25 protein-coding genes and 4 pseudogenes are annotated in these 26,000 nt (G+C 56.0%); 20 read left to right on the forward strand and 9 right to left on the reverse strand.

All coding sequences use genetic code 11. The features are described from left to right. On the reverse strand, positions 1 to 838 hold an 838-nt coding region (locus N434_RS25525; RefSeq protein WP_146227715.1), incomplete at its 3' end, for an ISL3 family transposase. Positions 839 to 960: 122 nt separating this feature from the next. Between N434_RS25525 and tnpC the strand changes: the two are divergent. Continuing rightward, a pseudogene (tnpC, locus tag N434_RS24565) lies at positions 961 to 1,905 on the forward strand (IS66 family transposase); the annotation flags it as partial. On the opposite strand, the gene N434_RS24570 reads toward tnpC, so the two are convergent. From N434_RS24570 to N434_RS24580, 3 genes are all read right to left on the reverse strand, one after another. After that, positions 1,886 to 2,119 (reverse strand): DUF6429 family protein, encoded by a 234-nt coding sequence (locus N434_RS24570; RefSeq protein WP_110760686.1) that lies wholly within the window; start codon positions 2,117 to 2,119, stop codon positions 1,886 to 1,888. The pseudogene tnpC and the gene N434_RS24570 overlap by 20 nt on opposite strands. Before the next feature lie 267 nt (positions 2,120 to 2,386). Next, entirely contained in the window at positions 2,387 to 2,854 is a 468-nt protein-coding gene (locus tag N434_RS24575) for an NUDIX hydrolase (RefSeq protein WP_110760708.1), read from the reverse strand. Positions 2,855 to 2,883: 29 nt separating this feature from the next. Then, positions 2,884 to 4,737, reverse strand: a complete 1,854-nt coding sequence (locus tag N434_RS24580; protein ID WP_110760687.1) for an ABC transporter ATP-binding protein — start codon at positions 4,735 to 4,737, stop codon at positions 2,884 to 2,886. Positions 4,738 to 5,057: 320 nt separating this feature from the next. Between N434_RS24580 and N434_RS24585 the strand changes: the two genes are divergently transcribed. The 3 genes and pseudogenes from N434_RS24585 to N434_RS24595 form a co-directional block, all read left to right on the forward strand. Beyond that, a complete protein-coding gene (locus N434_RS24585) occupies positions 5,058 to 5,591 on the forward strand; it encodes a hypothetical protein (RefSeq protein ID WP_110760688.1) in 534 nt (177 codons plus the stop codon). Between the two features lie 130 nt (positions 5,592 to 5,721). After that, positions 5,722 to 6,636: a hypothetical protein gene (locus N434_RS24590; protein WP_110760689.1), complete on the forward strand. Its 915-nt coding sequence runs from the start codon at positions 5,722 to 5,724 to the stop codon at positions 6,634 to 6,636. 4 nt (positions 6,637 to 6,640) lie between these two features. Next, positions 6,641 to 6,916 (forward strand): annotated as a pseudogene (locus N434_RS24595) (MFS transporter); the annotation flags it as partial. Positions 6,917 to 7,283: 367 nt separating this feature from the next. On the opposite strand, the gene traA reads toward N434_RS24595, so the two are convergent. After that, positions 7,284 to 11,039, reverse strand: coding sequence for a Ti-type conjugative transfer relaxase TraA (gene traA, locus N434_RS24600; protein WP_110760690.1), 3,756 nt, complete (start codon positions 11,037 to 11,039; stop codon positions 7,284 to 7,286). Positions 11,040 to 11,439: 400 nt separating this feature from the next. Here traA and N434_RS24605 point away from each other — a divergent pair, with 400 nt between their 5' ends. From N434_RS24605 to N434_RS24625, 5 genes are all read left to right on the forward strand, one after another. Next, a complete protein-coding gene (locus tag N434_RS24605; protein ID WP_110760691.1) occupies positions 11,440 to 12,354 on the forward strand; it encodes a nucleotidyltransferase and HEPN domain-containing protein in 915 nt (304 codons plus the stop codon). A 186-nt stretch (positions 12,355 to 12,540) separates the two neighbouring features. After that, positions 12,541 to 12,849, forward strand: a complete 309-nt coding sequence (locus N434_RS24610; RefSeq protein WP_146227716.1) for a mobilization protein — start codon at positions 12,541 to 12,543, stop codon at positions 12,847 to 12,849. Further along, positions 12,846 to 14,510: a type IV secretory system conjugative DNA transfer family protein gene (locus N434_RS24615; RefSeq protein WP_110760693.1), complete on the forward strand. Its 1,665-nt coding sequence runs from the start codon at positions 12,846 to 12,848 to the stop codon at positions 14,508 to 14,510. The genes N434_RS24610 and N434_RS24615 overlap by 4 nt, the downstream gene beginning before the upstream one ends. A 362-nt stretch (positions 14,511 to 14,872) precedes the next feature. Next, the gene (locus tag N434_RS24620) at positions 14,873 to 15,151 is read left to right on the forward strand and encodes a type II toxin-antitoxin system Phd/YefM family antitoxin (RefSeq protein WP_110760694.1); all 279 of its coding nucleotides are present in this window, start codon (positions 14,873 to 14,875) and stop codon (positions 15,149 to 15,151) included. Then, positions 15,138 to 15,569, forward strand: a complete 432-nt coding sequence (locus N434_RS24625; RefSeq protein WP_110760695.1) for a plasmid maintenance toxin (PemK-like) — start codon at positions 15,138 to 15,140, stop codon at positions 15,567 to 15,569. The genes N434_RS24620 and N434_RS24625 overlap by 14 nt, the downstream gene beginning before the upstream one ends. 170 nt (positions 15,570 to 15,739) lie before the next feature. Here N434_RS24625 and N434_RS24630 read toward each other — a convergent pair. Then, a pseudogene (locus N434_RS24630) lies at positions 15,740 to 16,021 on the reverse strand (ester cyclase); the annotation flags it as partial. Between the two features lie 217 nt (positions 16,022 to 16,238). Then, the gene (locus N434_RS26160; RefSeq protein WP_286172399.1) at positions 16,239 to 16,367 is read right to left on the reverse strand and encodes a hypothetical protein; all 129 of its coding nucleotides are present in this window, start codon (positions 16,365 to 16,367) and stop codon (positions 16,239 to 16,241) included. Positions 16,368 to 16,557: 190 nt separating this feature from the next. On the opposite strand from N434_RS26160, the gene N434_RS24635 reads away from it, so the two are divergent. Further along, complete coding sequence (locus N434_RS24635; RefSeq protein ID WP_110760697.1) at positions 16,558 to 16,791, forward strand: AbrB/MazE/SpoVT family DNA-binding domain-containing protein; 234 nt, start codon at positions 16,558 to 16,560, stop codon at positions 16,789 to 16,791. Next, positions 16,788 to 17,192 carry a type II toxin-antitoxin system VapC family toxin gene (locus tag N434_RS24640; RefSeq protein ID WP_110760698.1) on the forward strand — a complete coding sequence of 135 codons (405 nt, stop codon included), beginning with the start codon at positions 16,788 to 16,790 and terminating at the stop codon, positions 17,190 to 17,192. Before N434_RS24635 ends, N434_RS24640 begins: the two co-directional genes overlap by 4 nt. Positions 17,193 to 17,285: 93 nt before the next feature. Here N434_RS24640 and N434_RS24645 read toward each other — a convergent pair whose 3' ends face one another. Then, positions 17,286 to 17,606: a hypothetical protein gene (locus N434_RS24645; protein WP_110760699.1), complete on the reverse strand. Its 321-nt coding sequence runs from the start codon at positions 17,604 to 17,606 to the stop codon at positions 17,286 to 17,288. 421 nt (positions 17,607 to 18,027) lie between these two features. Here N434_RS24645 and N434_RS24655 point away from each other — a divergent pair, with 421 nt between their 5' ends. The 4 genes from N434_RS24655 to N434_RS24670 all read left to right on the forward strand — a co-directional run bounded on the left by N434_RS24655 (position 18,028) and on the right by N434_RS24670 (position 20,929). Then, positions 18,028 to 18,297: a helix-turn-helix domain-containing protein gene (locus tag N434_RS24655; RefSeq protein WP_110760701.1), complete on the forward strand. Its 270-nt coding sequence runs from the start codon at positions 18,028 to 18,030 to the stop codon at positions 18,295 to 18,297. After that, positions 18,297 to 19,538, forward strand: a complete 1,242-nt coding sequence (locus N434_RS24660; RefSeq protein WP_110760702.1) for a type II toxin-antitoxin system HipA family toxin — start codon at positions 18,297 to 18,299, stop codon at positions 19,536 to 19,538. The genes N434_RS24655 and N434_RS24660 overlap by 1 nt, the downstream gene beginning before the upstream one ends. A gap of 276 nt (positions 19,539 to 19,814) precedes the next feature. Continuing rightward, positions 19,815 to 20,339: a thermonuclease family protein gene (locus tag N434_RS24665; protein WP_286172400.1), complete on the forward strand. Its 525-nt coding sequence runs from the start codon at positions 19,815 to 19,817 to the stop codon at positions 20,337 to 20,339. Positions 20,340 to 20,551: 212 nt separating this feature from the next. Further along, on the forward strand, positions 20,552 to 20,929 hold the full coding sequence (locus tag N434_RS24670; protein ID WP_110760703.1) for a hypothetical protein: 378 nt from the start codon (positions 20,552 to 20,554) through the stop codon (positions 20,927 to 20,929). Between the two features lie 184 nt (positions 20,930 to 21,113). Here the strand turns inward: N434_RS24670 and N434_RS26165 are convergent, their stop codons facing one another. Next, on the reverse strand, positions 21,114 to 21,242 hold the full coding sequence (locus N434_RS26165) for a hypothetical protein (RefSeq protein ID WP_286172401.1): 129 nt from the start codon (positions 21,240 to 21,242) through the stop codon (positions 21,114 to 21,116). A 360-nt stretch (positions 21,243 to 21,602) separates the two neighbouring features. Here N434_RS26165 and N434_RS24675 point away from each other — a divergent pair, with 360 nt between their 5' ends. The 5 genes and pseudogenes from N434_RS24675 (at position 21,603) to N434_RS24700 (ending at position 25,491) form a co-directional block, all read left to right on the forward strand. After that, positions 21,603 to 22,727: a hypothetical protein gene (locus N434_RS24675; protein ID WP_110760704.1), complete on the forward strand. Its 1,125-nt coding sequence runs from the start codon at positions 21,603 to 21,605 to the stop codon at positions 22,725 to 22,727. Further along, positions 22,706 to 23,761 carry a S1 family peptidase gene (locus N434_RS24680; protein WP_110760705.1) on the forward strand — a complete coding sequence of 352 codons (1,056 nt, stop codon included), beginning with the start codon at positions 22,706 to 22,708 and terminating at the stop codon, positions 23,759 to 23,761. Before N434_RS24675 ends, N434_RS24680 begins: the two co-directional genes overlap by 22 nt. A gap of 45 nt (positions 23,762 to 23,806) precedes the next feature. After that, entirely contained in the window at positions 23,807 to 24,478 is a 672-nt protein-coding gene (locus tag N434_RS24685; protein ID WP_146227717.1) for a hypothetical protein, read from the forward strand. A 332-nt stretch (positions 24,479 to 24,810) separates the two neighbouring features. Then, complete coding sequence (locus tag N434_RS24695) at positions 24,811 to 25,077, forward strand: type II toxin-antitoxin system prevent-host-death family antitoxin (RefSeq protein WP_110760707.1); 267 nt, start codon at positions 24,811 to 24,813, stop codon at positions 25,075 to 25,077. Continuing rightward, a pseudogene (locus N434_RS24700) lies at positions 25,074 to 25,491 on the forward strand (hypothetical protein). Before N434_RS24695 ends, N434_RS24700 begins: the two are co-directional and overlap by 4 nt. The last annotated feature ends 509 nt before the right edge of the window (positions 25,492 to 26,000 follow it).

Raw genomic sequence — 26,000 nt, forward strand, 5'->3', positions numbered from 1 at the left:
ATCCCTCGTATTGCAGTCGCTCGGCGGCGGTCAGAAGCTTCGGATTTACGGTTGCAGTGCCGATTGCCAGGCGGACCTGTCGCATCGACTTGCGCACGGCATCAAGAAAGGCGTGGCTGGCGTTCTCCATCAGATGCCAGCGGTCGGCGACCTGTTCGGCGTGTGGCAGGGCTTGTGCAGCGGCCTGTGCATATCCGCCGCCGCGGTCTCGTGCGACAATTTCGATCTGCGGCTGCTCGACCAGCCAAGCCCTGGCGGTCGGGGGCTCTCGGTCGGGCAACAACGCGATGGTCTTTCGCCGTTCCAGATCACAGATGATCGTGCCGTATCGATGATTGCGACGCCATGCCCAGTCATCGATACCGATAACGGTCGGCGGCGCCGGCGGCGGGCGATCATATCGGCGGACGGTTCGCAGCAGTGTATCATTGCTCACCGGAACTCCGAGACGATCGGCAAACCGAGCTGCCGGGCGACCACCCAATGCAAGAGCAAGATGCCTAACCAGGCAGTCCAGGCGTGCTGTCCGGCGAGCCATGGGGCGGACCACGCCGTCGCCGAACCGTTCGGCGAAAATCTTTCGATGGCAGTTGGTAGCACTACAGACGAAGCGCCGGACTGTCAGGTGCAATTCAATCCTTCGACCCGAACACGGAAGATCGGCAATCATCCGGGGATACCGACTATGAATACGACGCGACGCCCTCCCGCATTCGGGACATCTGCTATCTGGTGACCGACCGTATGCGGCAACGACGATCGCGTCGGCACATTGATGCACCGCTTCAACGCTTAACTCGGCAGGGATCAGATCCGAAAGTCGAAATTTGGTTCGCATGGCGCTGATTCTCCATTGGAAACCAAGCCAATTGAACTCAAAACATCATCGAGAATGAGTCAGACCCCCGTTACGACGCCGATCACCCCATTTGCGGGGTCCTTATTCCATGCCTAATCACAGTCGGGTATGGAACAGCCGCGCTCCTGCCGGTCTTTGATCTGATCGAGGCGCATGTCTTTGCGGCCGAGCGCCTTTTTGGCGACGACACCACCATTCCCATTCAGGCCAAAGACAAATGTACGACCGGGCGAATATGGACTTACGTATGCGATGACCGGCCATTCGGGGGAACAGCGCCGCCAGCCGCAATCTATTATGCGTCGAGTGACCGGCGCGGCGAACATCCGCAGAAACACCTGGCCGGATACGGCGGCATTCTGCAGAGCGATTGCTACAATGGCTTTGAGCCGATCGCTGTTGCCGCAACGAAAGAGGTGCCGATCACCTTCGCCTTTTGTCATGCGCACGCGCGGCGCAAATTCTTTGAACTGGCCGACATCCAGAAAGGTGTCCGCGACCGCAAACGAAAGGGCAAGCCGATCTCGCCGATCGCCCTGGAGGCCGTCCAACGATACGATGCGCTGTTTGAGATCGAACGCGAGATCAATGGATTGAGCGCCGAAGAACGGTTGGCAGCGCGCCAGGAAAAGAGCAAGCCGCTGTTCGATGACATGCACGCGTGGCTGAAACGGGAGCGCTCCACGCTCAGCAAATCGTCCGAGGTGATCGAGCCGATCGATTATATGCTGAAGCGCTGGGATGGTTTTGCCCGGTTCCTCGAAGATGGCCGAATTTGTCTCACGAACAATGCGGCCGAGCGCGCTCTGAGAGGAATTGCACTCGGGCGTCGAAACTGGACCTTCGCCGGTTCCCAGCGTGGCGCCGATCGTGCCGCCATCATGCTCTCCGTCATCACCACTTGCCGTCTCAACGACGTCGACCCAAAGGCGTGGCTAGCCGATGTGTTCGCCCGCATCGCCGATCTTCCCGTCTCCCGCCTGCACGAACTGCTGCCTTGGCAATGGAAGTCGCACAAAGGGACGGCTATTGCGGCGGTCGTGTAAACAGCTCCCGGAACAATGCTTCCGAACGCTCCAGGCCTTCATCGGTCAGGATCAAGGACTTCGACTTGTTGGCCGGGTCGCCGATCAAGCCTTTCTTGTGAAGCCGATCCGTCGTTGCCCAGTCGAAGCCCTTCCAGGCACAACGCTCGTTATGCAGCGTCAGCCATAACAGCGCCAAAACGACATCGTCGATCTTGTCCTCATCGATCTCCATGAGCCGACGTTACCACGCGCGGCGCCCAAAATCCCGCGGCCCTGCTCGGATGGATACCTTGGAGGGCTGCCTGGTTCCGGAAAAAGCACTGTGGCGCAGGCTTTGGCGAGGCAGATAAGAGCTCTTGTCGATTATCGGGTGAATTTGAGCCACGTTTTCGTTTCCGCGCGACGCACGCTAGGTCTGAAAACTTATGTTGGTCAAACCAATACGTCGAATTCGCCGGTTTAAGGTATGACGGAAAAGAGGATGTAATCCTGCTGGAATTCAACAGGCCGCTTCAATTAGCAGATGCCGGACCGGCTCACGCCTTACAAATTCGGCCTCCACATGTCTCAGCACATGACGTTGTCCTGCAAATGGCACCATTCCCAGGGCGGTCTCGAAAGACACCCATCGAAACTCGCTGTGCTCGTGATTGATGACGACGGCGGCATTAGCATCCACGAAGCCGACAAAGACCGGCAACATGCTGATGGCATCACGATCGGCCTCGTAGAACTGCTCACAAATGTCTGCGGAATAGAGGCGCTCGCAGGTGAGATTTGTCTCCTCGTTGACTTCGCGCAGCGCCGCTTCCCACGCCTTTTCACCTTCTTCGATCGCGCCGGAGATCTGGCACCATTCGCCAGCCAGCGTATGGTTCCGGCGCAGAAGCAACACTTCGCATCCCGCGGGCACCATCCGGAGAAGCACGACTGATACCGCAAAGCATCGGATTGGAATTTCGGGCATGGGTTCTCCCTTCTGATCAAAGGTATCCGTCAAGCTATGTCTTCTGGAATAAAGCCGCCCGTCTGGCGCTGCCAAAGGCGTGCAAACAATCCGTCGCCTTCTATGAGCTTGTTCGACGTGCCTTCCTCGATAATGCGGCCGTGGTCGAGGACGACGATCCGGTCCATGCTCGATATGGTCGATAGACGATGGGCAATTGCGATCACCGTCTTTCCCTCCATCACTAGGTTCAGCCGCTCCTGGATGGCGGCTTCGGATTCGCTGTCGAGCGCCGAGGTTGCTTCGTCCAGTACCAGGATCGGCGCATCCTTCAGCATGACGCGAGCAATGGCAACGCGCTGGCGCTGCCCCCCTGAAAGCTCGACGCCACGATCGCCGACGAAAGCGTCATAGCCGGTGCGGCCTTCGCTGTCTGCGAGATCGGATATAAAGGTGTAGGCGGCGGCCATTTTCGCGGCAGTCTCGATCTCTTCTCGTGTCGCTTCGGGTCGACCGTAGCGGATGTTATCGCCAACCGACCGGTGCAGCAGCGCGACATCCTGGGCGATGACGCCGATGGCGCGGCGCAGGCTCGACTGGGTGACGGAACGAATATCCTGGCCGTCGATCAGGATCGCGCCGTCCGTGATGTCGTAGAAGCGAAGGAGCAAATGGGTAAGGGTGCTCTTGCCCGCGCCGGAGAGACCGACGAGGCCGACCTTCTCGCCCGGGCGGATGGTTAGTGAGAGATCGTCGATAACCGGCTTCCCGGTCTTGTAGGCAAAGCGCACATGCTCAAAGCGAATTTCGCCACCAATTGTCACGAGTTCCCTTGCGTCAGGCCGGTCGATGATGGTGGGCGGTGTGGTCATGACGGGCATGGCGTCCTTGATCGTGCCGATCGCCTGGAAGATCTGCTGCCCCATCTGGAGAAATGTAAAGATCTGCGTCGACAGACGGTTCAACACATAGACGGCGCCGACGAATTCTCCGACCGTCAGGAAGCCCTTGACGAGGCCGGAAAACCCGATCGTCATCATGCTCAGCCACAGGACTGTGTTCAGGACCACGACGGTTAGCTCGGAGCTGCGATAGAGGCGCTGCTCGGTCTGCTGCGTCTTGACCGACTTACCGATGACATTGCGGATTGCGCCGGCCTCGCTGTCTTCGGCGGCAAACTGCTTGATCATCTGCATGTTGGTGTAAAGATCGGTGATTGCGCCGGCCACCAGGCTGCGTTGCTTTGCGGTGCGGCGCGAGCGCTCGACGAAGGTCGGGACGATCCTAATGGTGAAAGCGACATTCAACGCGATCCAGATGATGACGGGCAAGGTCAGCTGCCAGGCAAGGGCGCTGAGCAGGATCACCGAGCCGATCAGTTGCACCATAAAGCGTGGGATGGACTGGAAGCCGGCGATGATCTGCTGCTGGACGGCGGCCGCCACCTGCTGAAGGCGCGAGGAAACCTGGCCGGCGAAGAGGTCGTGAAAAAAGGCAAGATCCTGCCGCTCTACCGCCTTGTGACCTTGCCACTGGATGGCGGCCGGCATACCGATGCCAAGCGTATGCGAGGTCAGCGTATTCAGAACGAAGGACACGATCGGCATGATTGGGAAGATCAGCAGGCCGAGGATGGTGAGGAGTGGCCACTCGTTCTGCAGGAAGGTGGCAGCACCCTGTTGCGTCACGCCATCGACGATAACCGAGAGGCCCCAGACGATGAGTAGGTTGATTGCCTCGAACAGCATGGATGAGATCGCCAGTGCGATCAGCACGCCACGGAACATCGAGATGAAATGCAGGAGGACGGTGACCGGCCCCTTCGATGGTAGCGGACGGTACGGGATTTCAAGAGGCTGGATCAATCGTTCGAACGGGCGGTAAATCGTATCTGAAATCGACATGGGTGCTCGAACTCCAAATGAAAAGCGAGGAGATCCTCGTGATCGGTGCTTACGGCCATAGCCAAGATGCTAGGGATTCACTTGGCTATGGATAATGCCTGCGGTTCCCGGAAATAAGTACCCCGATCCCATCATCGCTCAATCCTCCGCAATTCGACGTGTCAATTGAATCAGGATATCAATGCGCCAGCAATGTCGACCTTCAATCCAGCGACCGAATACACGCACCCATTTTGAGGGCGATGGATTTTTTTAACTTTATCGTGTGCAATGGTCTGCCCAAAACTTATCAATTTCTGATTTAGCCGAGTTTCAGTTTGATGGCCGAGAACGATAATCAAACCCGCCTCGAAAACTACCTTCAGGTACTCGTAGGGCTGCCCTTGAGCATTGCCCGCAACGCTGCGGACATGAAGGTTTTCCATTTCGGAACCATTCGACCGCATCCGTCAGGCAGAGGAACTGTCGGTGCTTATGCACTGCATGTTCAATGTCCGTGGCGCTTCGTTGATGAGAAGACAGTAATCACAGGGACATCAGATCGTTTTGTCGAGCCGGCTGAAGGAACGAGCACAAACGATGACGACCCTAAATCGGGAAGCCTACAGCTCATCAAAATTGCATCTCTGCTGAAAGGCTACGACGCGGAGACAAACTCCTTCGTGAACGCCACAGAGCAACTCGTCGTCATAGCTGTCAACACAGACAACTACGGCGGGGCTGACTTATTGCTGTCAGGTGGTTATCGCCTGCAGGTTTTCCCGGATGGTTCAATTGGCGAAGATTGGCGTTTTGTCGAGCTTCAAGGCCGCCATGTCGTTATCGAAGGCGGGCGCGTACAGGTTGACGGATAGCGATCTGATCTCAACACCCGCTCACCGGAATTTTTCAATGGTATCTGCCATAAGCGGACGTAACTCGTTCGATGTTACAATGACCGCAAGGTAATGTCGGATAGAAATACTGCAAAGGGAAAGGCAAAGGATGAATCATTTTGATATACTTGGCCGCAGCATTGCCGACCCAGTGGTCGAGTCTTACCTTGCCCATCACGAGAAGCTGGACCCTATCGATTTTCGCACGAATGCGGAAATGGGATTTTTCGGCGGGTTCGATAGCGGTTTCGGCCTACAGGCGGAAAGCCTTTCCGCATACAGTGCCGAATTCGAAGAGGTGCGGTCAAGACACCTGCCGGACGACGAGGAAAGGATCGTCTCTCGGCTGTCCTTTACTGGGCCGGATACCATTAGGGCCGTGCAACGCGCCTATATGTCGGCGCTGCCGTTCGGTCTGATGTTTGGAGACAGTAGCGACGTCGTGGCCGAGAAGCTGGGGACGGGTCCGTTTCGGGAAGGCAAGAGCAGCACACTACCGGAATATTCAGCCGAACGCTTCGATCACTCATATGCTGTCGGCGATATGGTCGTGATCTCAAAATATGACGCGGACTTGCGGCTGATGGCAGTTTATCTGATGCAGGCTGACCGCACCATGCTCAAGGTCATGCGCCGAAAGGCGTCCTTGTCCAAGCAGAAGATCGTGCCCGGCAATATCGATAAAGTCGACGCATTGCGGGTCCAGATTCCGACGCTACGCTGGCGGGAGGCCATGGCCGAGGGAGATGAGCTATTCAACGAGGCCGATATTGCCACGGCTGAAACGGCGCTGAATGCGTTCGTCGACACGGTGAAGGCCGCAACCAGCCAGCAGGATGCGAAGACCATCCGGGCGGCGGTCAAGGATATCGTTCTTGCGATCAATGAGATTAACCGCAGAAGCGGGATGATCGAAACATTGGAGCGCGACGAACTTGGCGTCCTGATTGACGCGGTCGTAAGGGCGTCGGGCTTCAGCCTCCCGGATGATGAAGATATCACCGCAGAATGGCGTGAGTGGTAACCAGACGCGTGTTGCGGAAATCCTGAAACTCGCTGTCGTAGGCTTCGGGATTTATGCGACCTACCCGACCCGCATGCGAGCAATCGGGACGGGTGCTGGTAGTGCCTGGCTGCGCTTGGGTTCCTCTGCCGGTCCGATGCTTATGGGGTTTGTGATGTCGTCGATGGGTATTCAGTACGTGTTTGCGACCTTCGCCGTCATTCTGATCATCGGCGCTGTTGTGACCATGCTGTTTGCCGTGGAAACCAAAGGCAAGGTCCTGGAAGAGCTCTCGCCCTGAAAATTGTTGGTCTCCAAACAACACTTACTGAAGTCGCCTCTCTTTACGAGAGGCGTCGACTTGTCGCCGGACCGTGGTTCCGCCAAGCGAAGTAAGCTTAACGATACCGTTCGACTTGTGCTACTTTACGACATGCAATTATTGGCTTAACGAGTGAAAACAGCCTGTCCGAGGCACTGCCCCCTGATTCAATCAAGCTGCAGGAGTGTCGACGGGAAACTATCGCAAATCGCAACGTAAATGTCGCTCAACTGCATGAGATGGCGGAATAGCGGGGTCGTTTGTTCGGATCCTGTCGAGGCGCCGGATTGACGAGTTTAGCCATCGCGGGTATTCGCTCGGGCACAAAGTAATGAGGATCGGCCTATTATCGGCTCAATCCAGGCCCCCGAGACCGGGCAAGCTGCCGTTTCAGCGCGTGGTCATGGCTAAGCTTGGCCATGCGCGTTCGGTTCACGATACGGGCGGTAATCTGGATCTGCTCGGCCTGCTTTGCGAGCTCCGGGCGTGTCTCCAGCTCTTCAGCGAACCTGCGAGGATCGCAACTGCCAAACCGACGCGTGAGCGCATCAGCGACCAGCTTTGCCTCATCGAGCACGGCTCGGCCCTCAGGTGACGAGCGTAGCTCTGCGATAAATTTGTCCCGCTTTTCGACTGGCATCTTCTCTACCTTGGCAAGGGTCTCGGCGCTGCACGGCGTGAGACCAGGCACCTCGATGATATCGCGCTTTTCACGCTGCCATTGTTCGCTCGCGCGTTCTTCTCCAAGCCGGCGCTCCCATGCCTCCGAGACATAGCCAATATGGGCAGAGAGAGACCTGGCATAGTGCAGCGCCTCTTTCCGCTCCCTGTTGTTCCCGAACACACCCGACTTGCCGCGTAGCTCCCCGAACCGATCCGGCTCCTCGGCCATGGCCTTTGCCATGATCCTCCCGTTGCCTTCTTTCTCGGCAATTGCGGTGCGCAGTCTTGCCGCGACCTCAACCGGATCACGGAACACGTTTCGCGCGACTGACTCCACCGTATCGAATCTCTGATCGATAACGGACATCGCTCTTTGCTGGGCCACCTCTTCGATGCTGCGTTCGTGACGGGTGATCGCTGGCACCAGCGGAGCTGGCTTGCCGGTTTCCAGCGACGATTGCTGGCCGACAGTTTTTGTGGGGGCAGGGACAGCGCCATCTTGCGACATGAGGTCGGACCACCGGATGCGACGATATCCATTATTGTCCTCTGTCCGGTCGTCGCGTCGTCCGTCGTCGATTTTCCGGGCGAATTCATTGCGACGATCTTCGCGGCGAACAGGGCCGGCCAGATCGCCGGCAGGTTCCTCGTAAACCTGCTGACGCTCTGATGGCCGGTCCTGTTGCTCCCGCACCGGATGTGCCGCACGGGCCAAAACCTCTTGACGCTCATCTCGGGCGGAGGCAAGTTTAATCTCGCTTTCGACCCCGAGCTGCTCCGCGATCCCCGGGTCGCTGGCGATCCCGTGCCGCTCGGCAAAGTCGCTGATGTAATCCAGCGTGGTTTCCTTCACGCCGGAACGCGACAGGCGGTTTTCTAACTGCTGGTAGGCCAGTTCGTCCCCCTTGACGACGCGCCACGCATTGCGCTGGACCTGCGTACCGTCCGGAAGCGTAACAGGCGTGGCGCCTTCATGCTGGAGGGAAATCCTGTCCCCGATCTGCGGTGATGCCTCCTGCGTGGCCCGCTTGAGATCAACACCCCACATTGTGCGCCGCTCGCCCGTGTCATTCTCCAGCGTCACAAAATAGTTTTCGCGCGCCTTACGATTATGGTCGTAGGGCGCAACGCCGTGATCAACCAGCCGGCCCGCATTGGTGAACTCCTTGATGTCAGCATAGAGTTGCACGCCGTCGCGATGCCTTGTCATGGCGACATAGGTCAGATGCCGGTCCATGGTGCCGGACGCCAGCACAAAGGCGCGATCGACCGTCGCGCCCTGGTTTTTATGGATCGTCGTTGCATAGCCGTGGTCGATCGCCTGGTAGCTGTCCGTGGGAATGCTGACGCTATCGCCGCTTCGGCCATCGAGCCGGGCGATGATCTTGTTTGGCTCGACATGCTCGACGGTGCCAAGCATGCCGTTTTTTACGCGCAGGTCGCGGTTGTTTTCGAGGAAGATGATCCGGTCACCGGCGGCGAAGGCGCGTTTGCCGTTATTGGTCTGGAAGGTCAGTTCGCGGCCGTCGTCACCATCCCGACGGTCTCCATCGGGGCTCAGCCCGTGGCTGCGTTCCAGCCTTTGTCTGTTCTGAAGTTCGCCACGGATTGCGGCATTGAGGGCGCGCACATCCACACGGCGATGCGCCATGGCAACCCGGGTGCCATCGGCACGCTTCTCACTATCGGCAATATAATCACGCACGATCTCTGCAATTGCCGCATCGCGGCTTTCCGCAAAGTGAATGTCGCCGTGATCCCGATAGGCGGCAAGGCCCTCGGCCGTCCTGTGGGTCGCAAAGGCAACCGACGCTTCTCTCTGCCAATCATGACGCTGGCGGCGTATCCCGGAAAGTTCGACATGGCCAATCTGCCCGGCAATCGCCCTGAAGGGCGCGCCGGCCCCGATCGCCTGCAGCTGCTCATGGTCGCCGACAAGAACGATCTTTGCACCGCGCTCTTCCGCTTCTGTGATAAAGCGGGCGAGTTGCCGGCTCCCGACCATGCCGGCCTCGTCGATGACGAACACGTCACCTCGGCCGATCAGATCCCGGCCGTGGTCCCAGCTGTAAGACCATGACGCAAGGGTGCGGCTTTGAATTCCGGAACTTTCCTCAAGACCCTCGGCCGCCTTTCCGGCAAGTGCCGCACCATGGACCTGATAGCCTTGAGCCTCCCACGCCTCACGCGCGGCTGCCAGCATGGTGGACTTTCCCGCACCGGCGAACCCGACCACGGCGGCGATGCGTTCTGGTCCTGTAATATGCTCGATCGCAAGACGCTGTTCGTCCGACAATCCTGTTGAAGGATCGCTCGCAGCCAACATTCCGCCAGAGCTTTTCCGGATGGAGCGATCCTGCCTCTCCATTGCGCGCTCGACATGGCGAGGATCGACGCCGTGGCAATGCGCCTGATGCAATCGCTCCGCCGCTCGCGCCATTGCGAGTTCCAGATCGATCATCTCCCGCGTTGAATAGCGCGCGCTGGAAACCTCGCCTGTCTCAGGATCGATGCGCTCAGCCTGAAGCTCGACAAGCGCTGGCGACGCCATGACAGCAGCAAAGGCATTCTGGAATGTTTGCGCGTCATCGTTGATATAGCGATGCAAGGTTTTGGCAATATCGTGCCGATCGAACACGCTCTTCTCGTTGCTGATCAGCGCCAAAACCTGTTCCGGTTTTTGGCGGATCAGCTCTGCATTTTGCCGTGCTGCCTTGTCATCCAGCCGCCCACGCTCGACTGCCATTCCTTGCTGGCGCATTTGCGACGCATGCACGCCCATATGTTCGGTCGGCGATATCTCGAGGCCGCGCTCCACATGCGATCGATGATCGATGCGAACGTCCAGGCCTTCGCGTTGAAGCTGACGGTTGGCGATACCTTCCCACGCCTGTCTGATATCGCGAAGCTGCATGTCGGTCGTCGCCATACCGTTTGCCAACAGCTGAGCGTTCTTGTGCTCAAGAACAGTTTTCTCGCCGAGGCCACGTTCGCCAATCTGTCGCGTCGTCATCAGCACATGCGCATGGCAGTTCCTGATATCACCATGCTCACTGGGCGAATGGATTGCAAAATCCACGGCCGCGCCATAGCGGTTTGCCAGATCCCGGGCAAAGGCGCGCGCAGCCTTCAGGCGTCCTTCTGGCGAAAGCTCATGCGGAAGCGCGATTTCGAATTCGCGGGCGACGCGGGCATCCTTTCGCTTTTCTGCAAACTCGGCGGCGTTCCACAAAGCCGAACGATCCAAAGCCCAGTCGGCAGAAAGACCTTCCGGCAGCACAATCTCTGTGTGCTCTACTCCCTCTTTCCGGGTGAAGTCATGCACAAGGCCATCGCGATGATTGGTGAGAAGAACCGCACAACGATAGGCGGCAGATGCCACAGCGCTGCGGCCGGATGACCGCGAGACAGGTTTGGTGCTGAGATGATAAATCGCCAAACGAAATCTCCGGTCCTCAACGGGGAAATTCAGCGCTCCAATGCACGGCAAGTCGTAAGTGCGCCCTTGTCTGTTTGCCGGTGGCAACGCTAGCAACATCGAATGGGCATTTCGACTACTAAAAGTAGTAGTCGCCAAGGGGCGATTGCTCGTGTTTGAATAGGGGCACAAACGCGTCAATCAGGGGATGGTGATAGGCGCAGGCTGACCGAACGACTGATCAGGGACAAGAGAGGAGGAGCGAGTTTGCAGGCGTGACTGGACAAACAGGAGCGGGCGCAGGCAACGCGCATGTGGATAGTCCGGCAAGACAAGCATTCGATTGGCAACTGCCAAAAATCGGAGTTTCAAAGAAGTTTACAATGGCCCATACAGGGTACCGTCCAGAAACGGAGCAGACATGAAGACCAGCCTTGAACATTTGCCGGAACGAAAGCAACGCGAACTTGCGCGCGTCGTCGGAATTATTCAGGAAGAGTTTGCTGATCTGGTGGAGCGCTCGAAGTCTGACGCCAAGAAGGACGGGCGGATTTTTAAAATCATCCTGTTCGGTTCTTACGCGCGCGGCAACTGGGTTGATGAACCGCATACGTCGAAAGGTTACCGCTCGGATTTTGATATTCTCGTCATTGTCAGCAACAAGGAACTGGCCGATCCCAAATACTGGGACAAGGCGACCGACCGGCTGATGTGGGACAAGGAGATCGAAACACCCGTGGGGCTCATTGTCCACGGCGCTCGCGAGATCACCAACTTTTTGAATGATGGGCAGGCCTTCTTCGTCGATATCACTCGCGAGGGTATCGTCCTCTATGAATTCGATGACCGTCCGCTCGCCGGGCCCAAGCCTCTCAGCCCTTCCGACGCACTCAGGGTGGCGGAGGAACATTTTCAACGGGAAATGCAAAGCGCAAGCGAGTTTCTCGAGCTCGCCCAAATTGCTTGTGGAAAGGAGATGGATAAAAAAGCCGTCTTCCTGCTCCACCAAGCAGTCGAGACCGCCTACAACTGCTACCTCCTGACACTGACAAACTATTCGCCTGCGTCGCACAATCTCAAATTCCTCCGCGGACTTTCCGAAGGTCGCGATCACCGTTTGATCGACATCTGGCCGCGCGATCGTCAGCGATTTACCACATGGTACAACATCCTGAATGAGGCCTACGTCAAGGCGCGCTATTCGAAGCGTTTCGAGGTTTCCGAAGAGGCGCTGACCTGGCTTCAGGAGCGGACGGCGGAACTTCACAGGCTGGTTGAGACGCTCTGCCGCGAGCACATCGAAAAGCTTAAACAGGCCGCGAACGCAAGCGACTGAGATTCACCGCTGGCACAACAATCCCGAGCGCAGGTCGCAGCCACCGCAACGTGATGAACCACAGGGTCCAACCAGCTCTTTCAATCGCTATGTCGATCTCCTCATAGAAACTGGTCTGTCTTCCGAGGAGCAAAGCCGTGGTCAACAGCGGCGGTTCCGGTGCGACCGCAATCGAAAGGAATAATCGTGGCAAGGAAAACCATCGAACAGCGCCTGGCTGAACTGGAGGCGCAACGGTCCGCGCTCAAGGCCCGGCTTTCAAAAACCGAGCGCAACAACGATATGCGCCGCAAGGTCCTGATCGGGTCGCTCGTTCTGCATCACCTCGAAGCCTCGAATGATCAGGAGTTCAGCGCGAAACTCGGTGAATGGCTGCGTCGCGAACTGCCGGGCTTTCTGACACGTGACAACGACAAGGCGCTCTTTGCCGATCTGATCGGACCAGCACAGCCGGGCACAGGAGAGGGTGGCGACAGCGCGGGAGGGTTTCCATGAACCGGTTGCGACTTGCCCGGGCAGCATTCAAAAACATGATGCGCGCCGCCGCGCGTGATCCGCTTTGGGCAGTTTGGGCTTTGATCGCGATGCCCTTCCGGATCTGGAAACCGCTTCTCGGATTTGTCTTTATCCTTATCATCGTCACGTTTGTGATCGGCATGGGTGGCCGTCACTTCCTCGAGCAAACGGGTTTCGGGCGCGGCTCGCCTGTCTTCATCATCCCCGATCTCGTCACCCTGCTGGCGCTTGCCGCTATCACCTTCCGGTTCATCACTCATTCGCTGATTTTGCATTTCGGGGACAGCGACGTTGAGACTCATGGCTCCGCCCGCTTCGCGACAGACAAGGAGATAGCCGCTCTCACCTCATCCGGTTCCGGCCTCTTGATCGGTCGTGATACGAAAACGGGCAGGCCCCTGCGCTATGATGGGCCGGCCCATCTGCTCACCATGGCGCCGACGCGCACCGGCAAGGGTGTCGGTACGATCATCCCGAACCTTCTGACCGCCGACCGTTCCGTGATCTGCGTCGATCCAAAAGGCGAAAATGCCAGGATCACCGGCCGTGCGCGCCAGAAATTCGGCCCGGTTCATGTGCTCGATCCTTTCGGGGTCACCGGCAGACCCTCGTCAGCCTTCAATCCCCTGGCCATGCTTGATCCCCAAAACCTCGATGTCGCGGAAGACGCCAGTACCCTTGCCGACGCTCTCGTGTTCGACGAACCGGGAATGGCGGGAGAGGCGCATTGGAACGAGGAGGCAAAAGCGCTGATTGCCGGATTGCTGCTCGAGATCGTTGCAGCGGAGCCTTTGAGACGCAGACACCTCGCAACACTTCGCGACTATCTTACCCTTGCTCCGGAACAGTTTGCAGCACTGCTCAAGCGTATGCAGGACAGCGATGCGGCAGGCGGTCTTGTGGCGCGTGCCGCAAACCGCCATCTCGGAAAATCCGACCGCGAAGCCGCAGGCGTTCTCTCCGCAGCCCAGCGCCATACGCATTTTCTCGATTCACCGCGCATGACGGCCGTTCTCAGCCGCTCGGATTTCCGGTTTGCCGATCTCAAGCGCAGCAACATGACGGTGTTCCTCGTCCTTCCGCCAGATCGCCTCTCGACCTATTCGCGCTGGCTGCGCCTGCTTGTCTCGCAAAGCCTGCTCGAAATGGCCCGGGATCCGGCAAAGCCGGCGACACCGGTTCTCTATCTGCTCGATGAGTTTGCATCGCTTGGGCATCTGGCGCCAGTCGAACGTGCGATGGGTCTGATGGCGGGCTATGGTGTCCAGCTCTGGCCCATCCTGCAGGACATCCATCAGCTGCGTGCCACATACGGTCACCGCGCCGGAACTTTTTTGTCAAACGCCGGCGTGCTGCAGGTTTTTGGCGTCAACGATCATGACAGCGCCCGCCTCATCTCTGATTTGCTTGGACAGGAAACGGTCGTGTTCCAGACGATGGCGAGAGCACTCGATTCCGATAAGACGGGGATTTCCTATAACCAACAACATACCGGCCGGCCGCTCCTCACCCCAGATGAGGTACGCAATCTGCCGGCGAAAGGGCAATTGCTGTTCCTGGCCGGGCAACGACCAATATTCGCTGAAAAGCTTGCCTACTTTGCTGATCCGGAGTTCAGGGAGATGTTCGACCCAGTCTGACGGGGGCGGTGACAAACGACCGTCTGGCATTTGCATCGGATATTGTATGTGGAGCCCTCCGGCTTTCCTCGGCACAACGGGAAGCGGAGAGGCGCAGAATTCCATCTTCGTCACCGTAGGTTAGTCGCGGCCACGGAGGATGGTGCGCGGTGATCCAGCCTGTCCTGACGGGAACGCGCTACCAACTGCGCCGAAGTGAGCGGCAGGACAGGCGTGCCTGTGGGGACAAAGCTTATTCCGACCCCTCGGCCTGCTGCAGGCACGATCTGCGATTTTTGCATCATCTGACATATCCTCGTTTGGATCTGGAATTTGCAAAAGGTCCGGAAATACCGTATATTACGGAACAAAGGAGTTCTGTCATGACATCAACTGTCACCGCTGCGACCGTTTCAAAAAATTTTGGAGCCTATCAGGACGCTGCAGTCCGCGAGCCGGTGATTATTACCAAGAACGGCCGGCCTCGCACCGTTCTGATTGCCTATGAGGACTATGTGCGCCTGGCAAAGCGTGATCGCCGGGTCGAACTTTCGACGACGCTCGGCGAGGATGACCTCGCCGCCATCGAAGCATCGCAGATGGAGCCGGGTCTGGAACATCTCGACGCCGAACTGTTGACGGACAAGCATGCTGCCGACTGAACCAAAGGTCGGCTGGCTGTTCAGATATTCGTACCTTTGGCATTGGCAGCATCTCGAAGGCCGTGAGGAGGGCGACAAGGACCGCCCGGTGCTGGTTCTGGCGATTGTTGCTACCCTGGAAGAGGGAGCGCCGGCGGTGCGGGTTTTACCTGTCACGCATTCGCCGCCATCTGATCCGCAAGACGCTGTTGAAATCCCGGCGGCCACCAAGCGGCGGCTAGGACTTGACGACGAGCGGTCGTGGATTGTCCTGACCGAGAGCAATCGCTTTGTCTGGCCCGGACCGGACATCAGGGCAACCGAAAGCGAAAGCGGCTATTACGGAGCCTTGCCACCAGCTCTGTTCGAAGAGGTCAAGCGCCGGTTTGTTGAACAGGCTAGAGCGCAGCGTCACCGAGCGATGGCTCGAAGCGAGTAGCCAATGCGTGGCGGTGGGCATGTCGTTGCCACTGGCTTTTATTCCCGCCATTTCCCGTCCGTTCTGTCGTTGCGATCGTGATTTGGCCCAATGTTAACCTGAGTGCATCGCGTTGGTTTTCCGTGCCGCGCGAGTGTGACCTTCAGGGCGGAAATCGCTGATGGCGGCATTCAGGCAATCTGGCGTTCGATCGCAGCCTTGTCGATGACCGACCAGACCCTGCGGATTTTTCTGTGCTCAAATTCGTAGAACACATGCTCGCAGAATTGAACGCGCCTGCCATTGACTGGACGATCTATGAAGACGGATTTGGGCGTACAGTCAAAAAACAGCCGGGCGGCAACGCGTGTCGCATCGCTGACAAGGATATCTGCTTCAAATCGCAGGTCGGGAATGTCGGCAAAGTCTTTGACCAGCATGTCGCGATAGCCCGACAGCCCGGACGGCCGGCCTTCGGAACCCCGGGCAAGTGCGCGAGCGTTTCGGCGATTGTGGATTTGCCGGAGCCGGGATGGCCGGAGAGAAGCAGGATATGGCCGCGAAGATCGTCTGTGATGTTTGTTTTGGCCTCGGGCAGGCATCGAGCGGCTGATGGTATGATCATGATCTTTCAAAGTTGGCCACCCTGGCGCTCCTCGTCCTGGCCGATAGAAAGGCGAATGAACAGCCCTATCTGGCAAAGCTTGTCACGAGATAAGCTGACGCCAGAAGCAGGGTAACGACAGTAAAGAATATCAGAGCTGCCGCCAGTTCATCGAACCTGCCGTCGCGTTCATTGCGATTCCAGTCGTAAGTCATAGCCAACCTCCATCGTTGCTGTGAAAAAAGGGTGGTCCGGTATGGTTAATGAAGCCCTAATATCTGGACGCTGAATGTTGCCGCCATGATCTGATATACGGGCCTTGGCGACTGATTTTGTCACGCGATTGGTTGAAACAGAGGCACAGAAGTAATACCATTGGTTACGGCGGTATTACGGGAGTTTGACATGACAACAACGGTAACGGCCAAAGGGCAGGTCACCATTCCAAAAGCCGTACGCGAGCTTTTAGGGATTTCACCAGGAAGCTCGGTTGATTTTGTTCGGGCTCCCGATGGACGGATTGTTCTGGTCAGGGCTGACAAGAAACAGCCACTCACGCGTTTTGCCAAGCTGCGCGGCCATGCCGGTGAAGGTCTGGATACCGACGCCATCCTGGCTCTGACCCGTGGTGACGAGTGACGCTTGTCGATACAAATGTCCTGCTTGATCTTGTGACAGATGACCCGGTTTGGGCCGACTGGTCAATCGAGCAGCTCGAACTGGCAAGCGTTTCAGGTCCGCTGTTCATTAACGACGTTGTCTATGCGGAACTATCTGTTCGATATGAGCGGATAGAAGCGCTTGATGCTTTTGTTGATCAGGCGGGGTTAAAGCTCACCCCTTTTCCTCGCGCGGCGTTATTTCTGGCAGGTAAGGCCTTTACCAGATATCGCCGCGGCGGCGGTACCCGTAACGGTGTTTTGCCTGATTTTTTCATCGGCGCCCACGCAGCAATACAAAACCTTCCCTTGTTGACGCGAGATGTGGCTCGTTACCGATCGTATTTTCCAACGGTCACTCTGATCTCACCTGAAGTTTAGGAATGCGCCAGACTCGTCATTTGTGATCCGGCACCGGTTTCGGGGTCGGTTTGGCTCTGATGGGTGCCGCCCAGGCGATTGCTACAAGGGCTTTCAACTGGCCGGCTTAACAATGCTGATGTCGGTTTTGCTGTCGAGGACGATATGCAGGTCGCGGATCATGCCGGCCGCGAGCAGCAGAGCGTTTCGGATCTCTTCATCGCTGCGCCACCCGAGCTCGATGGAGAGGGCAACGGTTTGGATCTCGAGGAGGCGGTCACGGCCGGGGCCGGGTGGAATGCCGATTGTTTCGCGCATGTCGCGGATCGTTGTGACGGCCCGTTCGAGCATTCGCCGCTTTTGATAGCCGTCGAGGTGGTTGAGCAGGTTGGCATCACGGATGAGCTCGGCAATGAAACTGTTGGTCAGGGTCATGGTATAAGGTTGCCGGGACGGTCGACCGGCGTCAATGGAAGACCGGCAGCGTGGACTTCAGGTTGCGGTTTTGAGGTGTTGCTGTGATGAGAGTGCATCAGGACGGAACGCGCGGCGAAATGGATTTTTCCTTTTATAGAGATTTAACATTATCTATAAATATCTTATATTTATGTAGTATTTTTGATGTAAAATATAAGATTATGGTAATTGCCGGTGTAGCTTTTTGTCGGACAATGATGATGAAACGATCGGCCCCTGAGACGAGGGAAAGATCCTTGCTTTTGCCGAGTACGATCCCACACGAATTCCCGATCAGGATGATTTGGCGCGATCAAGTGAAAGACTTACCGATCGGGAAGCGATGCCTTGATTCTTTGGAAAACTTCCTGTACGGTAAGTCAAAAGATGGAGGTTGACGATGTTCAGGTCCGCGCGTGATTTCGGCGCTGCAATCAAGGAGAGACGCAAAGCGCTTGGCTGGACGCAAACCGGGCTTGCTGCCCGTTCCGGAACGGGTGAACGCTTCATCGTTGAGCTTGAATCGGGCAAGCCGAGTTGCCAGCTTGAAAAAGCCCTGATCGTCGCGCGCACGGTTGGAATCGATCTTGGCGATCTCAAGACGGTCCAGACTGTGCAAGCCGTGCCGGACGATGACCTTGGCTTTTTGCCGATGTTTGGTGCTGATTGATGACAACCATCTACTACGAGACCTTGCCTGTCGCCCATCTAACTTTTGATGGCGAGTGGACGTTGGACTATGATCCGGGCTGGGAAGCACGCCGCCCGGCCTTTCCAGTGTCGCTCACCATGCCGCTGCGCTCCGGGTCCGTGGGTGCTGCCAAGCTGCTGCCCTGGCTTGCCAATCTGCTTCCGGAAACACATCTTGCCGAGATCGGCCAGCGCCTCAAGGTTTCTCCGCAGGACATTGTCGGTCTGCTTGGTCATATCGGACGTGACACGGCGGGGGCGCTGTCGATCGGGGAGCCGCGGAAAGCTGGCGTCAACCTCCAGCCCGTGCCGGATGAGCAGGCGCTGGAGCGTATTCTCAATGAACTTCCTGCCAAACCCTTTCTGGTCGGAGAGCGCGGTGTTTCGATGTCGCTTGCGGGCGTTCAGGAGAAGCTGCCTGTGTTTGTTGACGGGAGTGGCCGTATTTCAGTTCCGGTCGACGGGACGCCATCCACGCATATTCTCAAGCCGGATACGCAACGCCTTGCGGGGAGCGTGGAGAACGAAGTCTTTTGCCTGTCGCTTGCGCGTGCCTGCGGCCTGGATGCCGCCGAGGCGACGATCGGAGTAGCTGGCAAGCGACGTTATCTTCTCGTGAAACGCTATGATCGCTTTACCGACCCTCAAGGCGAGATCCGCAGGCTGCATCAGGAGGATCTTTGCCAGTTAACGGGTTATTTCCCCTCGCAGAAATACGAGCGCTCCTCGACCGGCCGCGGCGTGACCATGAAGATGATGTTTGACGCCGTCAGCGATCTTGTTTCGCCTGGCGAGCGGTTGAAACTTCTCGACGCGGTGATCTTCAATGTCCTGATCTGCAATTCGGATTCGCATGCCAAAAATTATTCTATCCTGATTGGTGCCGGCGGGTCCGCGAAGATGGCTCCACTCTATGACCTGATGTGCGCTGCCGTCTATCGACAGGTCGACCAGAGCCTGCCGCAGGGGATTTCCGGTCGTTTCCATGCGCCTGACCTGCGGCGTGCCGACTGGCAGGCGCTGGCTGATGACATCGGACTGAGCGGCGCATCGACATTGAAACGAGTGGAGGAGCTTGCACAACTGGTCAGCGTCGCATGCGATGAGGTGGCGCCATATATCGCTGCCCTCTCCAGCGATCCGACGCGGATTCTTGAACGAATTACTCACAGCGTTCAAAAGCGGTGCCGGCGCATTCAGGAGCAAATGCGTGATCGATGAGATGCAACCCGACCAGGCTCCACCAACTGATTTCCGGGTTGCACAACTGCCGACATGGTTCGGTCTCTCGACGAGCTTCCTTTGTTAGGATGCAAGACAGTCCCGGGGTGGCCGGATTCTGATCGCTGGATTCGCTAAAATTACAGCTATCCCTTTGTCGGTGGCATTAACTCCCCGGTGCTATCCTGTGTGTGAGGGGGCATGGATACGATGGCTAAAGTTGTGCAGTTCAGATCGCGGCATACATCACGATCGCGGTCAGGCAGTTCGTTTATCATGCTCGTTGTGCTTGGCATGCTGGCGAGTTTCCTTGTGGGCGCAGGCATATCTTATTTCGTAATCAATCGCGGACCGTTTTTTCAGCAAGGTCTGGAAGCAAAAGTGCGCGATGTAACACCGGGTTCGCGAGACCGGCAAAAAACGGAACAAGATGTCCTTTCGACGTCATCTCAAGTCGCGACCTACAAGCGATGCGGTGGGGGTGTCCGTATTAATTGCGTCGTCGATGGAGATACGCTGTGGACCGCTGGCGTGAAGGTTCGCATTGCCGACATCGATGCGCCGGAAATCGGTAAACCACAGTGCGCCTCTGAAAAAGCGCTTGGCGAGCGTGCAACTATACGGCTGATAGAACTGGTCAATTCGGGTCCTTTTGCCATGCAGTCCTGGCCGGGTCGCGACGAAGACAGGTATGGGCGAAAACTAAGGGTACTTGTGCAAGACGGCCGGTCGCTTGGCGATATCCTCGTATCTGAGGGCCTCGCCCGGACATGGACGGGCAAAAGACAGCCATGGTGCTGAGATTACTGCAGGGTGCGGTCTGCCGTATTCCCACTGTTCAACAGCAACATGACTGTGTGGCCATCGTCTTCAAACTTCGCAGGCCATCGACCTGCTTCTGCCGGTGGCAGAAATAGTCATTACAAGTTGCTGGTAGTTATTGACTCTCTTGTTGAGTTGTAGTGAAGATTGACCTTGACGATGTATAACTCGTCAGGGGATGTGGGGATTACATGAGATATATTTTACTGTTTCTGGCCTGTGGGCTGGCCGTTTCTTCGTGCGCGAAAAGACCAGACGCAATCGTGCCAGTGGACGTACCAATGGCTGCCTACAGCAATCTCGATTGTCAGGCGCTGGCTCGCGAATATCTAAAAGAACAAGCTTCTCTCTCCGCCGTTTCGAAGCAACAGCACGACGCCGCGACCGGTGATGCAGTGGGCGTCTTCCTCGTCGGTGTGCCAATGTCGAGCACATTCGGCGGCGATAAGGAAGGCCAGGTCGCCGTTGCTAAAGGCAAGGTCAATGCGATCGAGGCAAATATGAAGGCGAAGGGTTGTAACGTGCCGGCCGCCGTCAAAGCTTCCGCCTCGAAGGGGACACCGAAATGAAAATAAGGAAAATCACCTTACTCGCTGCGGCATTGTTGCTTTCGGGATGCACTACCGAAACGGATTACAATAGAGTTTAGGAAATTATAAGTAAGCGACAAGGCGCGGCAGCGGTCTGTGATGAAAAGCGTCGTCGCCGGGCCTTCTGCGCACAGCGACGGCCAACCAGCGAAACACAACGTGCCTATGCGGCAAGGCTCGTCACAAGACAGGTGGATGCCAGAAGCAGGGTGACGACGGTGAAGAAGATGAGAGCTGCCGTCAGTTCATCGAACCTGCCGTCGCGTTCATTGCGATTCCAGTCGTAAGCCACAGCCAACCTCCATCGTTGCTGTGAGAGAAGGGTGGCTCCGTATGGTTAATGGAATCCTAATATTTGCAGGCTGAATGTTGCCGGTATGATTTGGTGCGTTGTCCGACACATCGGCCTCAGGTGCGGGGCGAGTCATTGCCGACACGATGGTTTGAGAACATATGAAGAACAATATTATTTGAAGCAAAGAATGCACATCTATTTCAGTCGGTTGCACTGCAACCGGTTTAACAGGTTATGAAACCGAAAAATCCCTATAGATTTTTATATCAAAAGTAGTAAATTCATTTCTGGGTTGTTAAGGGGGCGGGGATGCTTAGCAGGAGGCAATTCACTTCTTATTTCGCAGCAGTATCAAGTATGCTCACAGGTCAGGCTTTTATACCTGAAATATCCTATGCGCAGGATGAGCTTCCCCCACTGGAGCTGGGGCTCGCTGATTTCTCCCAGTCATGGGAACTCACCCAAGGTGACAGCACTATACTGGTTGCGACAGCTGCCGACATATCTGACGATACTGTAATTAAACTTTCAAATGTCACTTTTAAAACGCTTGCTGATATCCATGATTATTTCGACAGGAAATTTTCGACGTCGTTTATCGGTTTTTTCAATTCGCAGGTTGCAAATAAGGGGGCATGGCAGGGGAAGCGGATCCAGGGAGCGAAGTCCGAAGAAAATTTTTCCGCTTACTGGCATTCGGCAACATTGTCTGCCCCCGTCAGTCTGATGACCTTTCTTTCCTACATGTCGGTTTTCATAAACGAGATCAATGGAAACCTGGTCAGCAGGACCGAGAGTTACGGGTCCCAGGATCACCCGGGAATATCTTATCTCTTCAATGTCGTGAACATGACTGGAGCCGGCGGCAGGAAGTGGCGTAAGAAGTCCTACAATTCTGATCCTCTGAACTATTCCCTCCACCAGCTGCTTCAGGACGACCTGTTCCTTGGTAGCCGGATGAATCTGCGTTTTGCGAATGATCTAGCGGGGACAACCGATGATGTCTGGAAAGGGTCCTCTTATCCCCGCGATTCCTTTCCGACTTCCGGCAAGGCGAGTGAGTCCGGGATTATCCTTGAGGGCGACTTCTACAAGTTTCGTGGCCGGGGTCTCATACAGACGACATGGCGGGCGAATTATCGTGACCTCGCGAACTACATCCTTGACTACAGCGGATCCAGTCCATTGCTGCTGGACTTTAAAAAACGCTGGGCGGGATATACCGCCGACCAGATCTGCACATTGAGTACGGGCACGAACTGGGACGACATATTCGCGGATCCAAAGGCAGAGGTATTACAAGCGGCCATCAGAATTCATGCCAGAAAAGGGGCATACCTACCCTTGTCGACGTCTCCCGATGCTCTCAACGGCAACGCCGCAGGGTCGATAATAAAGATGGGCAACGGCATTGGCGGCCTTGGCTACGGAAATAATCTCAAAGCGCGTGTGAGGCAGATATGTCTGGCAATCGACGTCTGATTTTTTCTTTATTGGTCCTGCTTTGTTCAGTTCCAGTGTGCGCTGGGCCCGCTCTGGCTCAGACCCCTGCGAATATTGTGGAGTGCATAAGAGCGACTGCCGGCCCGGCGGTCGCTCAGATCGTTTACCAGTTCCAACTGGCGGATGGAACAAAAGACGAGGCTCGAGGAAGCGGTTTTGTCATCAAAGGCGACGGTTACATCATCACAGCGGCTCACGTGTTGAGACCGCCACCTGTCTATACATCCAGCGTGGTCACGTCGACGATCAAGGTCAAACTCGGAAGCTTGTTCGCAACGGAATATCCTGCCTCGCTGATAACAAAAATAGACGATCTCGATATTGCCTTGATCAAGATGCCCATGCTTAACGCAGGCTGGCCAAAAGTTCAGATTCACTATGGGGCGGGCGAAGATTCGATGCCCTGGCTTTATGCGTCAGGGTTCCCGGGGACATCCGATCTTACCGGAGCCGGCCCTGGAAAGGTGACATCGCCGAATGCTGTCGTGGATGGAAAGCCAACCGCGTGGTGGCAAACCGATATTCCGCTTAATCCTGGAATGAGTGGCGGCCCGGTCTTCAATTCTTTTGGAGAAGTGGCGGGTATCGCCGCGGCAATCAAAGGCCAGGCTGGTGGATCAATTACCTATGTCATTCCAATTTCGTCCGCACTGACCCTGATACCATTGGCCGGTGTCACGGAATATACCCCCAGCCCCTGCAGCGATGACGGCAAATCCATGGTGATGGATTTCATTAAGGGCGCAGTCGAAGGGCAGTATGAGAAAGATCGGATATCCGACTATTTATATCAGACGATACTCGGTCAGACTGATGCCAACAGACGCTACCCGCAATTGAGCCGGCTGGGCAAAATACGGGATTTTGAAGTGGCTCATAAACAGGGCGTGCCACAAGGCACCTGGTTCACCATCAAGGTGCAACACGATAACGGTCAGTCGACCTGGGTGATCGGTTATAACCGTCAAAAGAAATGGATAGATGTCGCATCCTTCCAGGTCGTTGGGCCTTGAAATCGATTTGGTTGCATCGTTTGACGCGCAGGAGGAGTTATGGTTTTGAGCACGCAGATAACCACAAGGCGCGAGCTGATCAGGATGGCGGGCGGAATAGCTGCGGCCACGATGGTGCCGACACGTGTTCTGTCGGAGGAATCCTGCAATCCCGTGCAGTGCAGCGCCTATATTCCGAGCGGTCAGTTCGGACATATCCAGCAACCATTGCCGTCTGTCTGGTGCTGGGCAGCAACAATCGCCATGATCTGCAACTGGCATGGCTGCAGAATGGATCAAAGCAGCGTCGTGAGACAGTGTTTTGGTGCCTACGTCAACGCACCTGCCGATCCGTTCACGCTCATAAATTCCATCAACAGATCCTATATCGACGACACTGGAAGATCATTTACCCTCTCTTCAAAGGTCTGGTCGGTTCTGCACGGCGTCACCAATCTCAATAATCTCGGGATAATTGGTGAACTTAAACAGAGGAAACCCCTCGTCGTTTGCAATACGAGTCATATGATGGCTCTCGTCGGCGTCTCGTATTTGCGGGCGAATGGAGAGATTTACGAGGCCTGGGTCGCGGATCCGGCGGTCTATGGACCCGTAACTCATGGAATACCAGGGATGCAGCCACTGGCCTCCGGCTTCAGATATCTGATGCCAGCCGAGATGACGCCAGCTCCAGCCGGCGGGGCGTTAATGTTCGTTGCCGCAGTTGATGTTGTTTGAGCCCCGTGCACTCGGCACCCTCCTTTCTTTGGCATTGGCCAGTGTCTCACCCGGCCGCAAGGCCATGATTTTTCGATGCGCGAGTTGGGGACCTTTAGTTATCATCCTCTGGTGATCAACGATTATCGGTTCATGACGAGTGTTGATTGTGTCCCGCTCAACGGTTCGATCGAGTTCGCCCGACCTCTTCGGGCGCTTATGGCTCTGGTAGCGCTTCGCAAGGTCCAGTGGAGTCATACGGCGCGTAATGCAGCATTTACAGGATTGCTGTATTTCATGAATTTTCTTTTGAGGCTGTGCTATCGTCGCGATGCAAGATGGGAGTGCGATTGATGGCAGGTTCAGGTAATTCCTATACGACGAGTGATCTTTCCAGAAAGTCGGGTGATATTATTGCCGAGGCACTTCGTCATCCGGTGACGATCACGCAGCGCAACAAGCCTCGTCTGGTCCTTCTTAATATTGAGGATTATGAACGTTTGATGCGGCAGTCTGATCTGCGTGCGGTTGGCACTATTGATAATATGTCTGACGCTTTGCTGGATGAATTTGAGGCAGCAGTCGACGCTTATGCGGAAACTGAAGAGATGGTTCGGTGAGCGGTTTCGATGAGATCGATACTGCAGTCGTAATCCGCTACCCTTATCTGTGGAGCCGGGAGGCTTCCCGCGGTGAAACCGAAGGTCGGGAAGGGACGACCTGTTGTTGTTGGCGTGAGGCTCGCCCGTGCGGACGGCGACATGGTTCTTTTCTTTCCTATCACGACGAAGCATCCGGAAACTGATCGTTTTGCTATTGAGATCCCTGCGATTGAAAAGCGCCGGGCCGGTCTTGATGCAGATACGCGGCTTTGGATCATTCTGGATGAGTATAACAGCGACATTATCGGACATTCTTTCTACCTGGAGCCGGAGCCACCTGTGGGACGGTTCAGTAAGGCTTTTTTTCTCCCCGTCCTTCGGGAGTTTATTGCACGTCGCCGGTCGTCCAGCGAGGTTTACCGTGCCCGATAAAGATCCGTGTGATGTTCGGCAACTCAATCCGACAAAGCGTACAGATCCTTAATATGCACGCTTGACGTGTCACGTTCGGCGGATTTGGCAAGTCCGCCTATGCTGGATGGGCCGAAATCGCGCCGATATGCGCTGTTGAAATATTTTACCTGTCCGGATGACATTAATACATATATTTCTATATTTATACTTATTGGACAGGAATAAAATACCTGTTCGATGATTGGGTGATTGCATTGAATCGATGGAGGAAGAGGGCCGACAAAACATATAATTTATATTATGATTGGCGCAAAACATATAAATAATTAAAGCGCACCATTGCTGCGGGAGAGATGAGAGGTTTGCTGGAGGAGTCCACCTGTTTTTGCGCAGCTAATTTGGCGCTGTTATAAACCGGTGATTTTATATAGGTTTTTATAGTTTAACGGATTTATTTATAGGTGGAACCAGAGGGAGGCTGATTGGGAGGTGAATTGAAAAGGTGATGAAAATTGATGGCGATCGAT

The organism is Rhizobium sp. UGM030330-04, from assembly GCF_003208455.1.
Taxonomy (GTDB): Bacteria; Pseudomonadota; Alphaproteobacteria; order Rhizobiales; family Rhizobiaceae; genus Agrobacterium; species Agrobacterium rhizogenes_A.